The sequence below is a fragment of the Lysinibacillus sp. HST-98 genome, from assembly GCF_016757845.1.
In the GTDB taxonomy this organism is placed as follows: Bacteria; Bacillota; Bacilli; order Bacillales_A; family Planococcaceae; genus Lysinibacillus; species Lysinibacillus capsici.
In genome coordinates, this window is record NZ_JAENHX010000001.1 from 894,526 (window position 1) to 909,444 (window position 14,919).

A 14,919-nucleotide genomic window follows, 5' to 3' on the forward strand; every position below is an offset into this window, starting at 1 on the left:
TTCCTTTAGACGATATGCAATAGGTATAGTAATAGAAAAAATTTTATGTGGTGATAAAATTTTTTATCAATACGTGTCTCCTATGCTTTCAAAATGCTTAGCTGTTTCACAAATTGTCTGCCAAAAGGCTGATGGCAATGTCTCCTTCTCTTTATAGGTTAAAAATATATGTTGGTCCATATCCAGCAAATGCTTAACGTCTATCTCCACAAATTCACCGTTTTCCAGCTCCTTTTTGATACAAAGATGTGGTAAAAAGCTTAGATATTCTTTTGTCCTAATAAATTCTTTGGCAACTTCTAAATGATCTGTTCGTACCTCAATATTGGCTGCTACTCCCTCTACCTCAAACATTTTATGCACATAATTCCAATCAAACGCGCCACATTCAAAAAATACCATTTTCTGTTGAGCTAATTCTTTTGCTTGAATGAGTTCATCTAGTTGTAATGAATGATCACGGTGTTTGACAAGTTTCACTGTATTGTTCAATAAAAGCTCGTTCTCAATGTCATTCCCATGTACATATTGAATAAAGCCTAGATGAATTTGGTGGCTTTGTAGCTTTTCTAAAATGTTTGCTGTGGAACCTGTAAATAATTGAAAACGCAAATAAGGGAATTGCTCTTTCCATTTAGGCAATGCATAGGCTAAAAAATACTGAGCTGTTACACCGTTTGCACCAATACATACCTCATCGGTCTCCTGCGTTTCTTCTAATTGCTTCTTTCCTTGCTGAAATGTTTGCACAATTTGCGTGGCAAATGGTAAAAAATCTTTCCCTTTCTCTGATACGCTCACACTTCTTCCATCTCGGTAAAATAACTCCACACCTAGCTCTCGTTCTAATGACTTAATACGTGCAGTTACAGTCGGCTGTGAAAGAAATAATGCATTGGCTGCTTTATGGATACTTTTGTAATGGACAACATATAAAAATGCCTCGATATGGTCTATATTCACGAGAAGTTCACCCCTTCATTAATTATTTAACCTATTATATAAATAATCCTTTATATTCTCTATAACTTATAAGAAAACTATGTTTTATATTTTTTGACAAAGAAAAAAAGTAACCCAGCGTCTCCCAGGTTACTTTACTATGTAGCGATGTAGCCATCCATCTTGACAACAAACATCGCACGTGGTGAACATCCCTCTGTCTGCCTACCACTTTTATGTTATTCACATGAACACCCTCTGTTGGCCATGTAAACTCTATCTATCGTACTTCTCAACTCGAGAAAGCATATGTCTAAATTTAAGCTAAAATCGATGCTAATACAGCTTTTTGTGCATGCAATCTATTTTCTGCTTGCTCAAAGATGTAAGAATTAGGTCCATCAATGACTGAGGTTGCAACCTCTTCCTCACGATGTGCTGGTAAGCAATGCAAGAACATATAATTTGGTTTTGCATAGGCTACTAGCTCATCATTAATTTGATAGCCAGCAAAGTCTTGTAAACGTTTTGCTGCTTCTTCCTCTTGACCCATAGATGTCCAAACATCTGCATAGACGACATCTGCATTTAATACTGCTTCAACAGGATCATTCGTGATCATAATCGTACTGCCATTTGCTGCCGCAATCGCCTGTGCTTTAGCGATGACTTCCCCATCACATTCATACCCTACAGGAGTCGCAACAGCTACATTCATGCCAACATGTGCTGAAGCTACTACAAGTGAGTGTGCTACATTGTTGCCATCTCCTACATAGGCAATTTTAAGTCCTTTTAACATGCCTTTATTTTCTGCAATCGTCTCTAAATCAGCTAATGCCTGGCAAGGATGATAAATATCCGTTAATCCATTAATAACTGGGATTACTGCATGCTCCGCCAGCTCTTTGACCATTGCGTGAGAGTTTGCACGAATCATAATACCATCTAAATAGCCCGATAATACATGGGCTGTATCATAAATCGATTCGCCACGACCAATTTGCAAATCACGTGCATGCATAAACATACTTTTTCCGCCTAATTGATTCATACCAACTTCAAACGAAATACGTGTACGAGTTGAATGTTTCTCAAAAATCATACCAAGCGTTTTACCTTCTAGTAATCTTGGACATTTCCCCTCTTTTGTAATCATTTTAAGTTGTGTTGCTAATTCAATAAGATCTTGAACCTCTTGACTTGTATAGTCTAGCAAAGTTAGTAGATCTTTTCCTTTTAAACTAGACACTAACTTTAACTGTACTTCTTCGAGTAATTTCATAGCCTTCGCTCCTTATATCGTTGCTGTTGAAATTAGTATAACATGCATAAATATAAAATCAACTGAATTTTTATAATTATTTTTTATTATTATTCATTTGTTATTAAATGTGACAAAAATTCGTCAAAACGAATATTTATGCATATATAACCTATTTAGATTATCAGTTATTTATGGATAAGGTACTAAAATGTATCAAAGGGACAGTGTGTAAAAATAGTTTGGAGCTTTATCATCTATTGGTAGAAGAGGGGTAAAATTCAATACTAAAAATAATGAAAAGCCCCCTAACAATATTTGTTAGAGGGCAAGTCCATTTCTTCTAATTAGTCAAAAGTAATTTTATTGACTGCATCACGATCTAATTTTTTAATGACTTCTACCATTAATTTAACGGCATTCTCATAATCATCACGATGTAGGATACCTGCATGTGAATGGATATAGCGTGTCGCAATACCGATTGATAGTGCTGGTACACCATTTGCTGTTACGTGGATGGAGCCAGCATCTGTACCACCGCCAGCCATCGCTTCAAATTGATATGGAATATTGTGCTCATCTGCTACATCTAATACGAATTCACGTAAGCCACGATGTGAAACCATAGATGCATCATACACAACGATTTGAGGGCCTGCACCCATCTTACTCGTTGATTCTTTTGCTGTAACTCCTGGAGTATCTCCTGCTACACCTACGTCTACTGCAAATCCAATATCTGGTTGGATTTTATGTGTAGCAGTTTTAGCACCGCGAAGTCCAACTTCTTCTTGTACATTCCCTACAGAATAGAGAATATTAGGGTGCTTTTCATTTTGTAACGCTTTCATAACATCAATCGCAATTGCACAGCCGATACGGTTATCCCAAGCTTTAGCTAATAGATACTTATCATTTTTCATTACATTAAACTCAAAGTACGGTGTTACCATATCGCCAGGACGAACGCCCCACTCAAGAACTTCATCTTTAGAAGCTGCACCAATGTCGATAAACATATCTTTAATGTCTACTACTTTATTACGTACATCAGCAGGTAAAATATGAGGTGGCTTTGAACCAATAACCCCAATCACTTCATCGCCCTTACGTGTAGTAATCGTTACACGCTGTGCAAGCATAACTTGGCTCCACCAGCCACCTACTGTTTGGAATTTGATAAAGCCTTTGTCATCAATTTGTGTAACCATGAAGCCTACTTCATCTAAATGTCCTGCTACAACAATTTTAGGACCGTTTTCATCGCCAATTTTTTTAGCAATGACACTACCTAAGTTATCTGTTTCTACAGTATCTGCATATGGTGCAATGTATTTTTTCATGACTTCACGCGGTGCACGTTCATTACCTGCGATACCATTCGCATCTGTTAAATCTTTAAACATTTGTAATGTTGGATCTAGTTGTGTCATCCTTTTGCCTCCTACTTCTTGTATCTATTTTATTATACTTCGTTTACCGAAATATTCCTAGCTTAATCGTCTGAAAATTGGTGTATTTCTTAATTTAATAACCTGAGCGCTGCCGATGATAATTTTCTTGATTTTTTTCAAGATAAGCACTAACCACATCCTCAAATGTAAAACCGAGATTATACGCTAGTAACCCATAGTATTGCCAAATAGCTAAATAACGCTCCTCTGTAGGTTGATGAATAAATGCTAAAATCACACTTTGTGTTTCTAAAAAAGTAGCAGTTAAATCTTTGTTCTCTTCTACGAAAGGCCACATTTCAATCGATGTATAGCCCTTTAATAAGCCAAGAGATAAGATAAAATGAATCGAATCTACATATTCTTCTAAAATGACTTCACGTGCTGATGGTCCCTTTGTGCTCCAAAATTTAAAGCAACGTGTTTCATTAGCAAGCTCAGCTAGCTCCACTAATAAGGCTAAGCCCTTTTCCTGAAACACATCTTGCTGAATATTTTGTGTTTGCTCGATAAAATCGTCAAGCTCTTTTTGCATGGTAAACAATTGTTGTAAATTCATTTTTTTCTCCTAAATTTCTAAAAGATTTTTTATAAAAAGTGAAACTATTTGACCCTTCTAATCGTATAGGAAAGAATAACCTTTCTTCAAGGGGGAAATTTAAACATGTTGCCGTTACTAATTCGACTTGCTGTAATAGCGCTTATTATTTATGTATTTTACAAAGCGATTCGTTATATAACCGATCCTAAACGCAAACTTGATGAAGCCTATGAAAAAGGCCAGTATTATTTCTATGATGACGTTAAAAATGTCCGAAAAAATTTCTTTATTTCCTATAAGGGTGCTCTATTTGAAGGTGAAAAATACCTAGGCACAACAGAGGATGCATTTGAGGTTGTAACCATTTTCGTCGGTGCGCGTGATGCTGCAACATTACAAGGCTTCAGCAAAAGCGACTTTGAATATTTGCAGCAAGAAATATTATTGAACTATCCAAGCGCCAAAATCAATTGGAAGCAACCCATTGAACAGCTTATGCGAAACACATCCCCATCATGAGGATGTGTTTTAATTATTCTCATTTATGTCCACAGCTGCACAATGATAAAAATTTGTATGGCTGCAAGTAGGGGAAAACCAAATGCAAAGCGGTTATGACGTGTTTTGTGGCGGAATAAATACATACCCAATACACCCCCAACTGCCCCTCCTGCTATGGCTAGTGTAAATAATGTACGCTCTGCTATACGCCATTCATGATTCTTTGCGCGCGATTTATCCATCCCCATTAAAATGAGCAATACAATTGATACAATGCTCATATAAGCTAATAATGCTTGTCCCATTTCTTACTCCTTTAAAACCGTGATACTATTAATCTAACACAAAAAAGACTGATGGATAAACCCATCAGTCTTTTTATCGCACTTGTGTCATTTTGCACCTGTCGCTGCGCTTTCGGTGCAGAAATAAGTTAATGTTGTCAGCTATTATTTAGCTACTGCTTTTTTAGCAGCGTCTGCTAATTGAGTGAATGCTGCAGCATCAGTTACTGCAAGGTCAGCTAACATTTTACGGTTAACTTCGATACCTGCAACTTTTAAACCGTGCATTAAACGGCTATAAGAAAGACCGTTCATACGAGCAGCTGCGTTGATACGCGTGATCCATAATTTACGGAAATCACGTTTTTTCTGACGACGGTCACGGTATGCATATTGACCTGATTTCATTACTGCTTGGTTAGCAACTTTGTATAATGTATGTTTTGAACCATAGTAACCTTTAGCTAATTTCAATACTTTTTTACGACGTTTGCGCGTCACTGTTCCGCCTTTTACGCGTGGCATATGAATTACCTCCTGCTTTTCATTAAAAAATGAATGTTAGTATTTTTTTGTAGTCAATTATTTCATGTATACAAGTAAAGATTTGATGCGTTTGAAGTCACCAGATGATACGATGTTCGCTTTACGTAGGTGACGTTTTTGTTTCGTAGATTTGTTTGCGAATAAGTGGCTTCCATAAGCACGGTCGTATTTTAATTTACCTGAACCCGTTTTTTTGAAACGTTTCGCAGCTCCACGGTGAGTTTTCATTTTTGGCATGTCGAATTCCTCCTAAACTGTTCGTCTAATATTATTTCTCGTTCTTTGGTTGAAGAACTAAGAACATGCTTCGGCCTTCCATCTTCGGTTTTTGTTCTACCGTTGATACTTCAGCACAAGCTTCAGCAAAACGATCTAACACACGTTGACCAATCTCTTTATGTGTGATAGCACGACCTTTGAAACGTAGGCTACATTTTACTTTATCGCCTTTTTCAAGGAATTTAATCGCATTACGTAACTTCGTTTGGAAATCATGCTCATCGATTGTTGGGCTCAAACGAACCTCTTTCATTACGATGACCTTTTGATTTTTACGAATTTCACGGTCTTTCTTTTGCTGTTCAAACTTAAATTTACCATAGTCCATGATACGAGCGACTGGCGGCTTGGCTTGAGGGGCCACAAGGACAAGATCCAAGTTTACACGAGTGGCGATTTCTAGCGCTTCATTACGTGTCTTTACACCAAGCTGGTCACCATTGTGATCGATTAATCGAAGTTCACGTGCGCGAATGCCTTCGTTTACATACATGTCTTTGCTAATAGTAATCCACCTCCAAGTAGTTGTCGCGAATACATGGTTTGGGCAAAGCCTTGCCCGGTTGAACGGTACATCCTCTTGTCATGTCCATAAAAAAAGGACGGACATTTTTGAAGATGTCCGCCCGCTATATGTGCATGCGCAAGTCTACGCAAAACAATTCAACGTGTCATACCTGTTCACAGCCTTTAAAGCGTTGTATCAGGTGAGAAGCGGGCAGCCTCTACTTCAACCACAAACTTTGTATTCATTAACCTTAATTATATTAGCATGTATATGATAAGCTGTCAAATATTTATTTTCTTATCAGTGCTAACATAACCAAAATGAAACTATTCTATACAAATGCAAGATTTATTTTATACAGAAACCCTCACTTTGGCAAGCAAGGGTTTCTAGTTAAAGCTTATTTTGTAATTTCTGTTTTAATAGTTGATAGGAAATCCTCAAAGCTAATTGTTTCGGAATCTTTCGAGCCATAACGTCGAACATTTACGCCATTAGCCTCAACCTCTTTATCCCCGATAACAAGCATATAAGGAATCTTTTTCATTTGTGCCTCACGGATTTTATAGCCTAATTTCTCTTCACGATCATCCATTTCCACACGTAGACCAGCCGCTGTAAGTTGCTCTTCAATTTGCTTTGCATAGTCGAAGTGAGCTTCATTCGATACTGGAATAACTTCAACTTGTACTGGTGCTAACCAAGTTGGGAATGCGCCTTTGTATTCTTCAATTAAGAAGGCAACAAAACGTTCCATTGTTGATACAACACCACGGTGGATAACAACTGGACGATGAGGCTTACCATCTTCCCCAACATAAGTTAGGTCGAAGCGTTCTGGTAATAAGAAGTCTAATTGAACTGTAGATAAAGTCTCTTCTTTACCAATTGCTGTTTTTACTTGAACGTCAAGTTTAGGACCATAGAATGCAGCCTCACCTTCCGCTTCAAAGTAGTCTAAGCCAAGTTCATCCATTGCTTCTTTTAGCATGCTTTGTGCTTTTTCCCACATTGCATCATCATCGAAGTATTTCTCAGTATCTGCTGGGTCGCGATAAGATAAACGGAATGAATAATCATTAAGATCGAAATCTTTATAAACCTCTAAAATTAACTGTACTACTTTTTGGAATTCCGCTTTAATTTGATCTGGGCGAACAAAAATATGGGCATCATTTAATGTCATCCCACGAACACGTTGTAAGCCTGAAACAGCCCCTGACATTTCGTAACGGTGCATTGTGCCAAGTTCTGCAATACGCAATGGTAGGTTACGATAAGAATGCATGCTGTTTTTGTACACCATCATATGGTGAGGACAGTTCATTGGACGCATAATTAATGTTTCATTATCCATTTCCATTGGTGGAAAAATTGAATCTTGATAATGATCCCAGTGACCAGAAGTTTGATAAAGCTCTTTAGAACCTAATACTGGTGTATAAACGTGCTTATAGCCAAGTGATAATTCTTTATCGACAATATAACGTTCAATAACACGACGAATTGTTGCACCATTTGGTAACCAAAGTGGTAAACCTTGGCCAACTTTTTGAGAAGTTGTGAACAGTTCTAACTCTTTTCCGATTTTACGGTGATCACGTTCTTTTGCTTCTTCTAGCATTTGGAGGTGGTGTTTTAATTCCTCTTTTTTGAAGAACGCTGTACCATAAATACGTTGTAACATTTTGTTATCAGAGTTCCCTCTCCAGTAAGCACCCGCTAATGATAAAAGCTTGAATTCACGAAGTTTACCAGTAGATGGTACGTGGATACCACGGCAAAGATCAAAAAACTCGCCTTGATAATAAATAGATACTTGCTCATCTGCAGGAATGGCTTCAAGTAACTCTAATTTATACTCATCACCAATTTCTTCATAAAGGGCTTGTGCTTCTGCACGGCTTACATTTTTGCGTTCTACCTCAAGGTTTTCAGCAATAATTTTCTTCATTTCTTTTTCAATGGCTGGTAGATCTTCAGCTGTGATTGGTGTTGGTGAGTCGATATCATAGTAGAAACCACCTTCAATTACCGGACCAATACCAAGCTTTGCATCTGGGAATAGACGTTTAATAGCTTGCGCTGTTAAATGGGCAGTTGAATGACGTAAAATTTCAAGTGCTTCCTCATCATCTTGTGTAATGATTGCAATTGTTGCATCCTCTTCAATTGGTGTTTTTAAATCCACTAACACACCGTTAATTTTACCTGCATACGCTTTTTTACGTAAGCCAGGGCTAATAGATAATGCTACGTCATCAGTTGATGTGCCTTTTGCAAATTCCTTTACAGCGCCATCTGGGAAAGTTAATTTAATCATTTCTGACATATTCTTTGCACTCCTTTGTTTTTGATAAATACATAATGCTTGATGATTGGCTGGAGCAATGTTTGTGTACTCTACGGCTTGGTTTGAGCGGAGTCATTGCTTTTTTGAGCATTTCTCAGTGCAATCAGAGCGGCATCTTCATGTTTCTGAGCGGTTTCTTACTCTCTATGAGCGAATTTACCACTTTTGCGAGCGACTTATCTCCCTATATGAGCGGAGCCACCACTATTTCAATGAAATCTGAGAAAAATAAAAAAAGCTCCATCCCTCACAAAAGGGACGAAGCGTATGCTCGTGGTTCCACCCTTCTTCCTTCCGACTTACATAAAGTCAGACGAAGCTCAAGGCTAGCTAACGGGCTAGGGACCGGCGAAAGATTATCCCTTTCGCTGCTCAGTAGGTAGTAAATAATGTGCCCATACTAGGAAGTTTTCAGCCAATGACTTCCCTCTCTAAAAGCTGATACACAAAATTCATGTCCTCATCAATGCATATTGATATTAAGTATATGAGTCAGTATACGCTCGATTGTCGAAAAATGCAACTATCAATGTTACATCCGACGATTTTTGCCTCGCATTTCGATCGGCACTGTTAGGGCTTTAATACGCTCCATAATTCTTCCTGCTTTGACAACCTCAATATCACCTTTTTGTGACTGTGCTAAGTGATGCTCTAATTCTTCATAGTTAAAATTAGACGTAATAAAAGTTGGCAGTTGCTCTGCCATCCGATAATGGAAAATAGTCCCCAAAATTTCATCACGTGTCCAAGCAGTCATCGTCTCCGCACCTAAATCATCTAGCATTAAAACAGGAGCCTTTTTAATATAATCAATTTTCTCATTCAATGTATTATCACCAATGGCATTTTTCATTTCTCGTAAAAACTCTGGAACGAAAACTACCACAGAGCGGATTTTAATAGATGCTAATTCATTGGCCAATGCACCAAGTACAAAGGATTTCCCTACACCAAACTTACCATATAGGTAAAATCCTTTTGCAGGTAATTGACCCGTTTCTTTTGTTATTTTAACAAATTGAGCTGCTTTTTGTGCAATCGCTACACGTGATTCATCATCAATACTTAAATCATGAATTGTTGCTTGTAGCACATCTTTTGGCATATGCATACTTGCAATCATATTCGCAACATCTCGACGTTCTTCTTCCCTAATCTTTTGCTCACAGCGCACATAATCCATTTCAATAGAATTACGAACAACTCTTAATGTAGGGAGGAATCCTTTTAAATAGTTTGTACAATGTTCTGTATTATCACACCCACAGCACTCAGTAGATTGACTAATAAACTCATGCAGTTTAGGTAAATTTCGCTCAACATTGTCATAGCTTAATTCATCTGCATGCTGTGCTAAAAATTCCTGCACATGCGGATGCTCTAAAATTTCACGTCGCATGGCTTCATAGCGTTCTTGAAACGAGGGTACATTAATTGCTCGCTTTAGTGGTCCATTTATAGGTTCGATTACTGCTCACCTTCTTTACTATTCGCTTTTTCCTAGCATCTCTAATATTTTTTGTCGCTCTTTTTCAAAATCTATAGTACTAGAGGTAGATTCCTCTTGATTTTCATTTCGTTTATAGAACCATTCAGGCACTTTTTCTTCACGTTGATATCTTGAACGTCCCTTAGTCTGTTGACTCGTTTTATTGGAAGTTTGCGGCTTGTTTTTCCAGGCTGTATATTTATCATGCTCTTGGCGTGCAAGTTCCATTGCTTCCTTAGCTGTTTGGACATTTTTTCGTACCCAATGATCGGCAATCGTTTCCACATATTTTTTAGGGAGCTTCATATCTGTTGTTAGCATAACGTATTCTAACAATGCATTGACCACTCCAATTGGCATGCCATGTTGAACGATTAAATTTTCTGCAAGCTGGACAGAGGTTTGTAATGGTTCTTTACCATTATTTATATCTCTTAATACTTGGACAGGTGCCGTTGTTTCTAAATAGTGTTGAAGCTCCTGATCCTTGGTTTTTTGTCCCGCTTCTGCTACTGGTAAAGGCTCGGTGACACGCGCAAGTTTTGGCGGCTCCTTGGATACGGTTAATTTATAAAAATCAGCAGCAGCCTTTCGTAAACGTTCTTGAGAAATTCCTAAATCGTCATCTAAAGCAAGTATGACTACTTTTTGCATATCAAGAGCTGTTAAATGATATAAAAATGCCAACTTGGCTATAGCTTCACGCACTTCAAATGTCAATAAATTGGAAGGTACCAATTGCTCAGACAAACCCGCTTGCAATAAATCAAAATCGAATTGCTCCAAATAAAAAGGATATACTTTTTGCTGTTTATCCTTATGACTCGTATCCACTTGTAAATCTGATGGAATATTGGCATGAACAGGCTTATAGACATCAATAAAAGCACGAGATACATCCTTAAACGCCGAGTCCTTTACAGGTGACATAAAGCGCTGACGTAAGTTGCGATAAGCCTGCTCTCCAATCTTACTAAACAAAAACATCGAAAGCAGCGGGTCTTTCATAAAGCTATCAGCATCTAATGGGCGCTGTAGCTCATATAAAAAACTACGCTCACCAGCATTTTCTTTTTTCCATGTACGCAGCAAACCAATAGCTTCTAATGCAATACGAGCCTCAAACACTTTACCTATTGGTAGCCCTAGCACATTCATTAAATAATAATGTGTCATTTGCTGCTTTGGCATTTGCTCTGCTTCTGCCCACAATGTTAAATAGAGGCTAACTGGCTCTGATCCCGTTAATGGTTGATAAAATAATGTAACTAATTGACGCTCTTGTGTAGAAAATGCATGAGGTAGACAAATGTCGAAAGGATCGCCAGGCTGCAATTCCTTATATAAATGAATCAACGTCATTCATCCTCTCTGTTTGCTATGATTTCTTCTCCGTTTGACGTTGAATAATGTCCTTTATTTCCTCAATAAAGACATTGATATCTTTAAACTGACGGTAGACCGACGCAAAACGCACATAGGCAACCTCATCAATTTTGGCTAAGCGGTCCATGACCATTTCGCCAACATCTTCTGAGCGTACTTCCGAATTCCCAATACGACGAAGATCTTTTTCAATGGACAGAACAAGTTCCTCCAGCACATCAAGTGCCACTGGACGTTTTTCACAAGCACGAATAAGCCCACGAAGTACCTTCTCACGGCTAAACTCTTCTCGTGAACCTTCCTTTTTCACAACGACTAATGGCGTCTCTTCAATTTTTTCAAACGTTGTAAAACGGAAGCCACATGACTCACATTCACGACGTCTACGTATTTCTTTATTATCATCTACTGGCCTCGAATCCACAACACGCGTTCCGTTAAATTGGCAAGATGGACATCTCATATAATTACTCTCCTGGTTTACAACAATTTAATATATCTATTATAACAAATTTCCTACATGTAAGAAAAGTGCATTCACGTTTGTGGTCTCATGATAAATCTAAAGCACCTGAAGTACAAGATCAGTTTCTGTAAAAAAAGAGCACATTGAAACCTTATCGATTTCAATGTGCTCTCTATAGAAATTATTACGCGTTTACCGTTTCTAAAGCATTTGCCACTTTTTTCACAAGGTCAACAACGCGTGCAGAGTAGCCCCACTCGTTATCATACCAAGCAAGTACTTTTACTTTGCGGTTGCCTAACACCATTGTAGAAAGCCCATCAACTGTTGAAGAATAAGTTGTTGTATTGTAATCAGAAGATACTAATGGCTCAACAGAGAAATTAAGGATCCCCTTCATTGGACCTTCTGTTGCCGCTTTTACAAATGCTGCATTGACTGCATCAACTGTTACATCCGTATTTAAATCTACTACAAGGTCAACTAAAGATACGTTTGGTGTAGGAACACGAAGTGCCATACCATGAATTTTACCTTCTAATTCAGGTAAAACTAATTTTAATGCTTTCGCTGCACCTGTAGATGTCGGGATAATGGATTGGGCGCATCCACGTGCCCGACGTAAATCTTTATGCGGATTGTCTAAGTTCTTTTGGTCATTTGTATAAGCATGAACTGTTGTCATTAAACCATTCTCAATACCAAATGTGTCATTCAATACTTTTGCTACTGGCGCTAAGCAGTTTGTTGTACAAGAAGCATTTGAAATAACATCATGTTTAGCAATATCCAATTTGTCATCATTTACACCTAAAACAATTGTTACATCCTCGTTTTTACCTGGTGCTGTTAAGATTACTTTTTTCGCGCCAGCTGCTAAGTGCATGGCTGCTTTATCACGTTCATTAAATTTTCCTGTAGCTTCAATCACGATATCTACACCCATTGTAGACCAAGGTAATTTTAATGGATCACGTTCACTAATAATTTGAACACGTTTACCATTTACAACTAAAGCATCGCCTGCTGGTTCTACCGTACCTTCAAAAGTTCCGTGATTTGTGTCATACTTAATCAAATGTGCTAACGTTTCTGCAGGATAGCTTGCGTTAATCGCAACGATGTTTAAATCTTGTTGTACGATAGCCTGGCGGAAAACCATACGTCCGATACGCCCGAAACCATTAATAGCAATTGATACTGTCATTTATAATATCCTCCTGTGAGTACATACTCAGATTAATTAATTATATACTTTATGGTGATTAGTATAACACAATTTTAAAAAAGATGAACATTATATATTGAGAATATAAAAGTTCTTATTTTCTGAAAAATTTATTCTTTATTATGGCGTTTCCCCATAAAAAAATGCGTAGCAAGGTGCCTTGCTACGCATCATAAAAGAACGCATTAAATAACATCCCAATAATGCAGGATTTTTTTTAATTGTTCTTCAGTACTTTCTATATTTTCATTATTATAAATGACCGCATGTGCACCCTTTTCTTTGACAGACATCGGCAGTTGAGAGTGCATACGTGCCAAGGCATCTTCTTTAGATAAATTATTTCGTTCCATTAGACGTCGAAGCTGAACTTCTTCACTGACCGATACCACAATGATACGTTCCACAAAATGTTGAAGCTTACTCTCAAATAACAAAGGAATGTCCATCACAACATGTTCATGTCCTGCTTCTAAATAGGCATCACGCTGACGTAACATTTCTTTTCTGATTGCTGGATGCATGATATCATTTAACGTTTTGCGTTTTGCAGGCTCATGGAATATGATATCTCCCAGCATAGTTCGATTTAAATTGCCGTCCTCAAGCAAGATAACTTGTCCGAAGCTTTCAGCAATCAATGCTAATGTCTCTGTTCCAGGTTCTACGACATCTCGTGCTACAACATCTGCATCAACAATCGGTAAACCCAGTTCGCTCATCATTTTAGCTACTGTACTTTTTCCACTTGCAATACTTCCTGTAAGTCCGATAATCATTGCTAAATCCCCTTTAATGTTGACAATTTGGGCAATAGACAGAGGTACGCCCTCCAATTGTCATTTGACTTGTAGCCGTTTCACATGCTGGACATACCTTTTTACCATACATTTTTAATCGATTCTGCATACTCCCGGCTTCCCCATTAATATTCCGATAATCAGAAATAGTTGAACCACCCGCTTCAATGCTTTGACGTAGGACAGTAACAATCTCCTCAAATAATGCTCGCTTCCGCTTTTCACTAAGGCGGCTCATTTTGCGTGCAGGGTGAATTTTCTGAGCAAACAATGCCTCTGTTGCATAAATATTGCCACAACCCGAAATGACTTGCCCATCCATAATTACTTCTTTTACGGCTTTATTTTCATATTTCGGTAGCTTAGATTTTGTTATAAAAAAATCACATGCATGCTCATCAAATGGCTCTGGTGCCATTTTTGTCAATGGCGCATGATCTTCAATTGTTGTCAGAAAACGTAGTTCACCGAAGCGGCGAATATCTGAATAAATCAAGTATCCCCCATCTGCCATTTCAAATGTCGCATGGATATGCTTTTGAAATTTCGCCTCATTGATTTCTTCGGGTGAATTCACAACAAACCAAGCACCTGTCATACCTAAGTGACTAACAAGTACGTATGGAACATCATCCTTCAGCAAATGAAAGAAAATATATTTGGCTCTTCGTTCAATTCTGGTAATGGTCATCTGGGACAAAGTACTTTCAAAAGCATCAGGCTCTGCTTGTTTGACAATACATTGTTTACCCTCACTAAAAGAGAAATGCACTCGTTCAGAAAGCTTAACCTGTTGAATGGTACGTCCTTCAACTGTTGGCTTCAATGCCTGGACGACACCCTCTACCTCTGGTAATTCAGGCATTTGAATC

Annotated in this window: 16 protein-coding genes; 1 reads left to right on the forward strand and 15 read right to left on the reverse strand. The window is 38.0% G+C overall.

Translation table 11 applies throughout. The annotated features are described in order from the left end of the window. Nucleotides 1–66: 66 nt before the first annotated feature. From JIN86_RS04490 to JIN86_RS04505, 4 genes are all read right to left on the reverse strand, one after another. Nucleotides 67–963, reverse strand: a complete 897-nt coding sequence (locus JIN86_RS04490; protein WP_202341325.1) for a LysR substrate-binding domain-containing protein — start codon at nucleotides 961–963, stop codon at nucleotides 67–69. Nucleotides 964–1,261: 298 nt separating this feature from the next. Next, on the reverse strand, nucleotides 1,262–2,227 hold the full coding sequence (gene argF, locus JIN86_RS04495; RefSeq protein WP_004226343.1) for an ornithine carbamoyltransferase: 966 nt from the start codon (nucleotides 2,225–2,227) through the stop codon (nucleotides 1,262–1,264). A gap of 326 nt (nucleotides 2,228–2,553) precedes the next feature. Next, nucleotides 2,554–3,642: a M42 family metallopeptidase gene (locus JIN86_RS04500; protein ID WP_004226340.1), complete on the reverse strand. Its 1,089-nt coding sequence runs from the start codon at nucleotides 3,640–3,642 to the stop codon at nucleotides 2,554–2,556. A 94-nt stretch (nucleotides 3,643–3,736) separates the two neighbouring features. Further along, on the reverse strand, nucleotides 3,737–4,222 hold the full coding sequence (locus JIN86_RS04505) for a dUTP diphosphatase (protein WP_004226337.1): 486 nt from the start codon (nucleotides 4,220–4,222) through the stop codon (nucleotides 3,737–3,739). Nucleotides 4,223–4,327: 105 nt separating this feature from the next. Between JIN86_RS04505 and JIN86_RS04510 the strand changes: the two genes are divergently transcribed. Next, nucleotides 4,328–4,723, forward strand: coding sequence for a hypothetical protein (locus JIN86_RS04510; RefSeq protein WP_004226335.1), 396 nt, complete (start codon nucleotides 4,328–4,330; stop codon nucleotides 4,721–4,723). Nucleotides 4,724–4,746: 23 nt separating this feature from the next. On the opposite strand, the gene JIN86_RS04515 is transcribed toward JIN86_RS04510, so the two are convergent. The 11 genes from JIN86_RS04515 to mutM form a co-directional block, all read right to left on the reverse strand. Next, nucleotides 4,747–5,010, reverse strand: coding sequence for a DUF1294 domain-containing protein (locus JIN86_RS04515; protein WP_004226333.1), 264 nt, complete (start codon nucleotides 5,008–5,010; stop codon nucleotides 4,747–4,749). Between the two features lie 144 nt (nucleotides 5,011–5,154). After that, on the reverse strand, nucleotides 5,155–5,514 hold the full coding sequence (rplT, locus tag JIN86_RS04520) for a 50S ribosomal protein L20 (protein ID WP_004226314.1): 360 nt from the start codon (nucleotides 5,512–5,514) through the stop codon (nucleotides 5,155–5,157). A gap of 57 nt (nucleotides 5,515–5,571) precedes the next feature. After that, a complete protein-coding gene (gene rpmI / locus JIN86_RS04525) occupies nucleotides 5,572–5,772 on the reverse strand; it encodes a 50S ribosomal protein L35 (RefSeq protein ID WP_004226312.1) in 201 nt (66 codons plus the stop codon). A 31-nt stretch (nucleotides 5,773–5,803) separates the two neighbouring features. Then, complete coding sequence (gene infC, locus JIN86_RS04530) at nucleotides 5,804–6,307, reverse strand: translation initiation factor IF-3 (protein WP_004226290.1); 504 nt, start codon at nucleotides 6,305–6,307, stop codon at nucleotides 5,804–5,806. 415 nt (nucleotides 6,308–6,722) lie between these two features. After that, nucleotides 6,723–8,654, reverse strand: coding sequence for a threonine--tRNA ligase (gene thrS, locus JIN86_RS04535; protein ID WP_202341326.1), 1,932 nt, complete (start codon nucleotides 8,652–8,654; stop codon nucleotides 6,723–6,725). 553 nt (nucleotides 8,655–9,207) lie between these two features. Next, the gene (gene dnaI / locus JIN86_RS04540) at nucleotides 9,208–10,137 is read right to left on the reverse strand and encodes a primosomal protein DnaI (protein ID WP_225341047.1); all 930 of its coding nucleotides are present in this window, start codon (nucleotides 10,135–10,137) and stop codon (nucleotides 9,208–9,210) included. Nucleotides 10,138–10,164: 27 nt separating this feature from the next. Next, the gene (locus JIN86_RS04545; protein ID WP_036219198.1) at nucleotides 10,165–11,529 is read right to left on the reverse strand and encodes a replication initiation and membrane attachment family protein; all 1,365 of its coding nucleotides are present in this window, start codon (nucleotides 11,527–11,529) and stop codon (nucleotides 10,165–10,167) included. A gap of 16 nt (nucleotides 11,530–11,545) precedes the next feature. Next, on the reverse strand, nucleotides 11,546–12,016 hold the full coding sequence (gene nrdR / locus JIN86_RS04550) for a transcriptional regulator NrdR (protein ID WP_004226277.1): 471 nt from the start codon (nucleotides 12,014–12,016) through the stop codon (nucleotides 11,546–11,548). Nucleotides 12,017–12,203: 187 nt separating this feature from the next. Continuing rightward, nucleotides 12,204–13,226 (reverse strand): glyceraldehyde-3-phosphate dehydrogenase, encoded by a 1,023-nt coding sequence (locus JIN86_RS04555; protein WP_004226274.1) that lies wholly within the window; start codon nucleotides 13,224–13,226, stop codon nucleotides 12,204–12,206. 206 nt (nucleotides 13,227–13,432) lie between these two features. Continuing rightward, nucleotides 13,433–14,026, reverse strand: coding sequence for a dephospho-CoA kinase (gene coaE, locus JIN86_RS04560; protein ID WP_202341327.1), 594 nt, complete (start codon nucleotides 14,024–14,026; stop codon nucleotides 13,433–13,435). Nucleotides 14,027–14,039: 13 nt separating this feature from the next. Then, nucleotides 14,040–14,912 carry a bifunctional DNA-formamidopyrimidine glycosylase/DNA-(apurinic or apyrimidinic site) lyase gene (gene mutM, locus JIN86_RS04565; protein ID WP_202341328.1) on the reverse strand — a complete coding sequence of 291 codons (873 nt, stop codon included), beginning with the start codon at nucleotides 14,910–14,912 and terminating at the stop codon, nucleotides 14,040–14,042. Nucleotides 14,913–14,919 lie beyond the last annotated feature (7 nt).

Bases quoted from the DNA above. Each gene is read 5' to 3' on its own strand.
- argF (WP_004226343.1), bottom strand. From the start codon at position 2,227: ATGAAATTACTCGAAGAAGTACAGTTAAAGTTAGTGTCTAGTTTAAAA.
- JIN86_RS04500 (WP_004226340.1), bottom strand. From the start codon at position 3,642: ATGACACAACTAGATCCAACATTACAAATGTTTAAAGATTTAACAGAT.
- JIN86_RS04505 (WP_004226337.1), bottom strand. From the start codon at position 4,222: ATGAATTTACAACAATTGTTTACCATGCAAAAAGAGCTTGACGATTTT.
- JIN86_RS04510 (WP_004226335.1), top strand. From the start codon at position 4,328: ATGTTGCCGTTACTAATTCGACTTGCTGTAATAGCGCTTATTATTTAT.
- JIN86_RS04515 (WP_004226333.1), bottom strand. From the start codon at position 5,010: ATGGGACAAGCATTATTAGCTTATATGAGCATTGTATCAATTGTATTG.
- rplT (WP_004226314.1), bottom strand. From the start codon at position 5,514: ATGCCACGCGTAAAAGGCGGAACAGTGACGCGCAAACGTCGTAAAAAA.
- rpmI (WP_004226312.1), bottom strand. From the start codon at position 5,772: ATGCCAAAAATGAAAACTCACCGTGGAGCTGCGAAACGTTTCAAAAAA.
- infC (WP_004226290.1), bottom strand. From the start codon at position 6,307: ATGTATGTAAACGAAGGCATTCGCGCACGTGAACTTCGATTAATCGAT.
- thrS (WP_202341326.1), bottom strand. From the start codon at position 8,654: ATGTCAGAAATGATTAAATTAACTTTCCCAGATGGCGCTGTAAAGGAA.
- JIN86_RS04545 (WP_036219198.1), bottom strand. From the start codon at position 11,529: ATGACGTTGATTCATTTATATAAGGAATTGCAGCCTGGCGATCCTTTC.
- nrdR (WP_004226277.1), bottom strand. From the start codon at position 12,016: ATGAGATGTCCATCTTGCCAATTTAACGGAACGCGTGTTGTGGATTCG.
- JIN86_RS04555 (WP_004226274.1), bottom strand. From the start codon at position 13,226: ATGACAGTATCAATTGCTATTAATGGTTTCGGGCGTATCGGACGTATG.
- coaE (WP_202341327.1), bottom strand. From the start codon at position 14,026: ATGATTATCGGACTTACAGGAAGTATTGCAAGTGGAAAAAGTACAGTA.
- mutM (WP_202341328.1), bottom strand. From the start codon at position 14,912: ATGCCTGAATTACCAGAGGTAGAGGGTGTCGTCCAGGCATTGAAGCCA.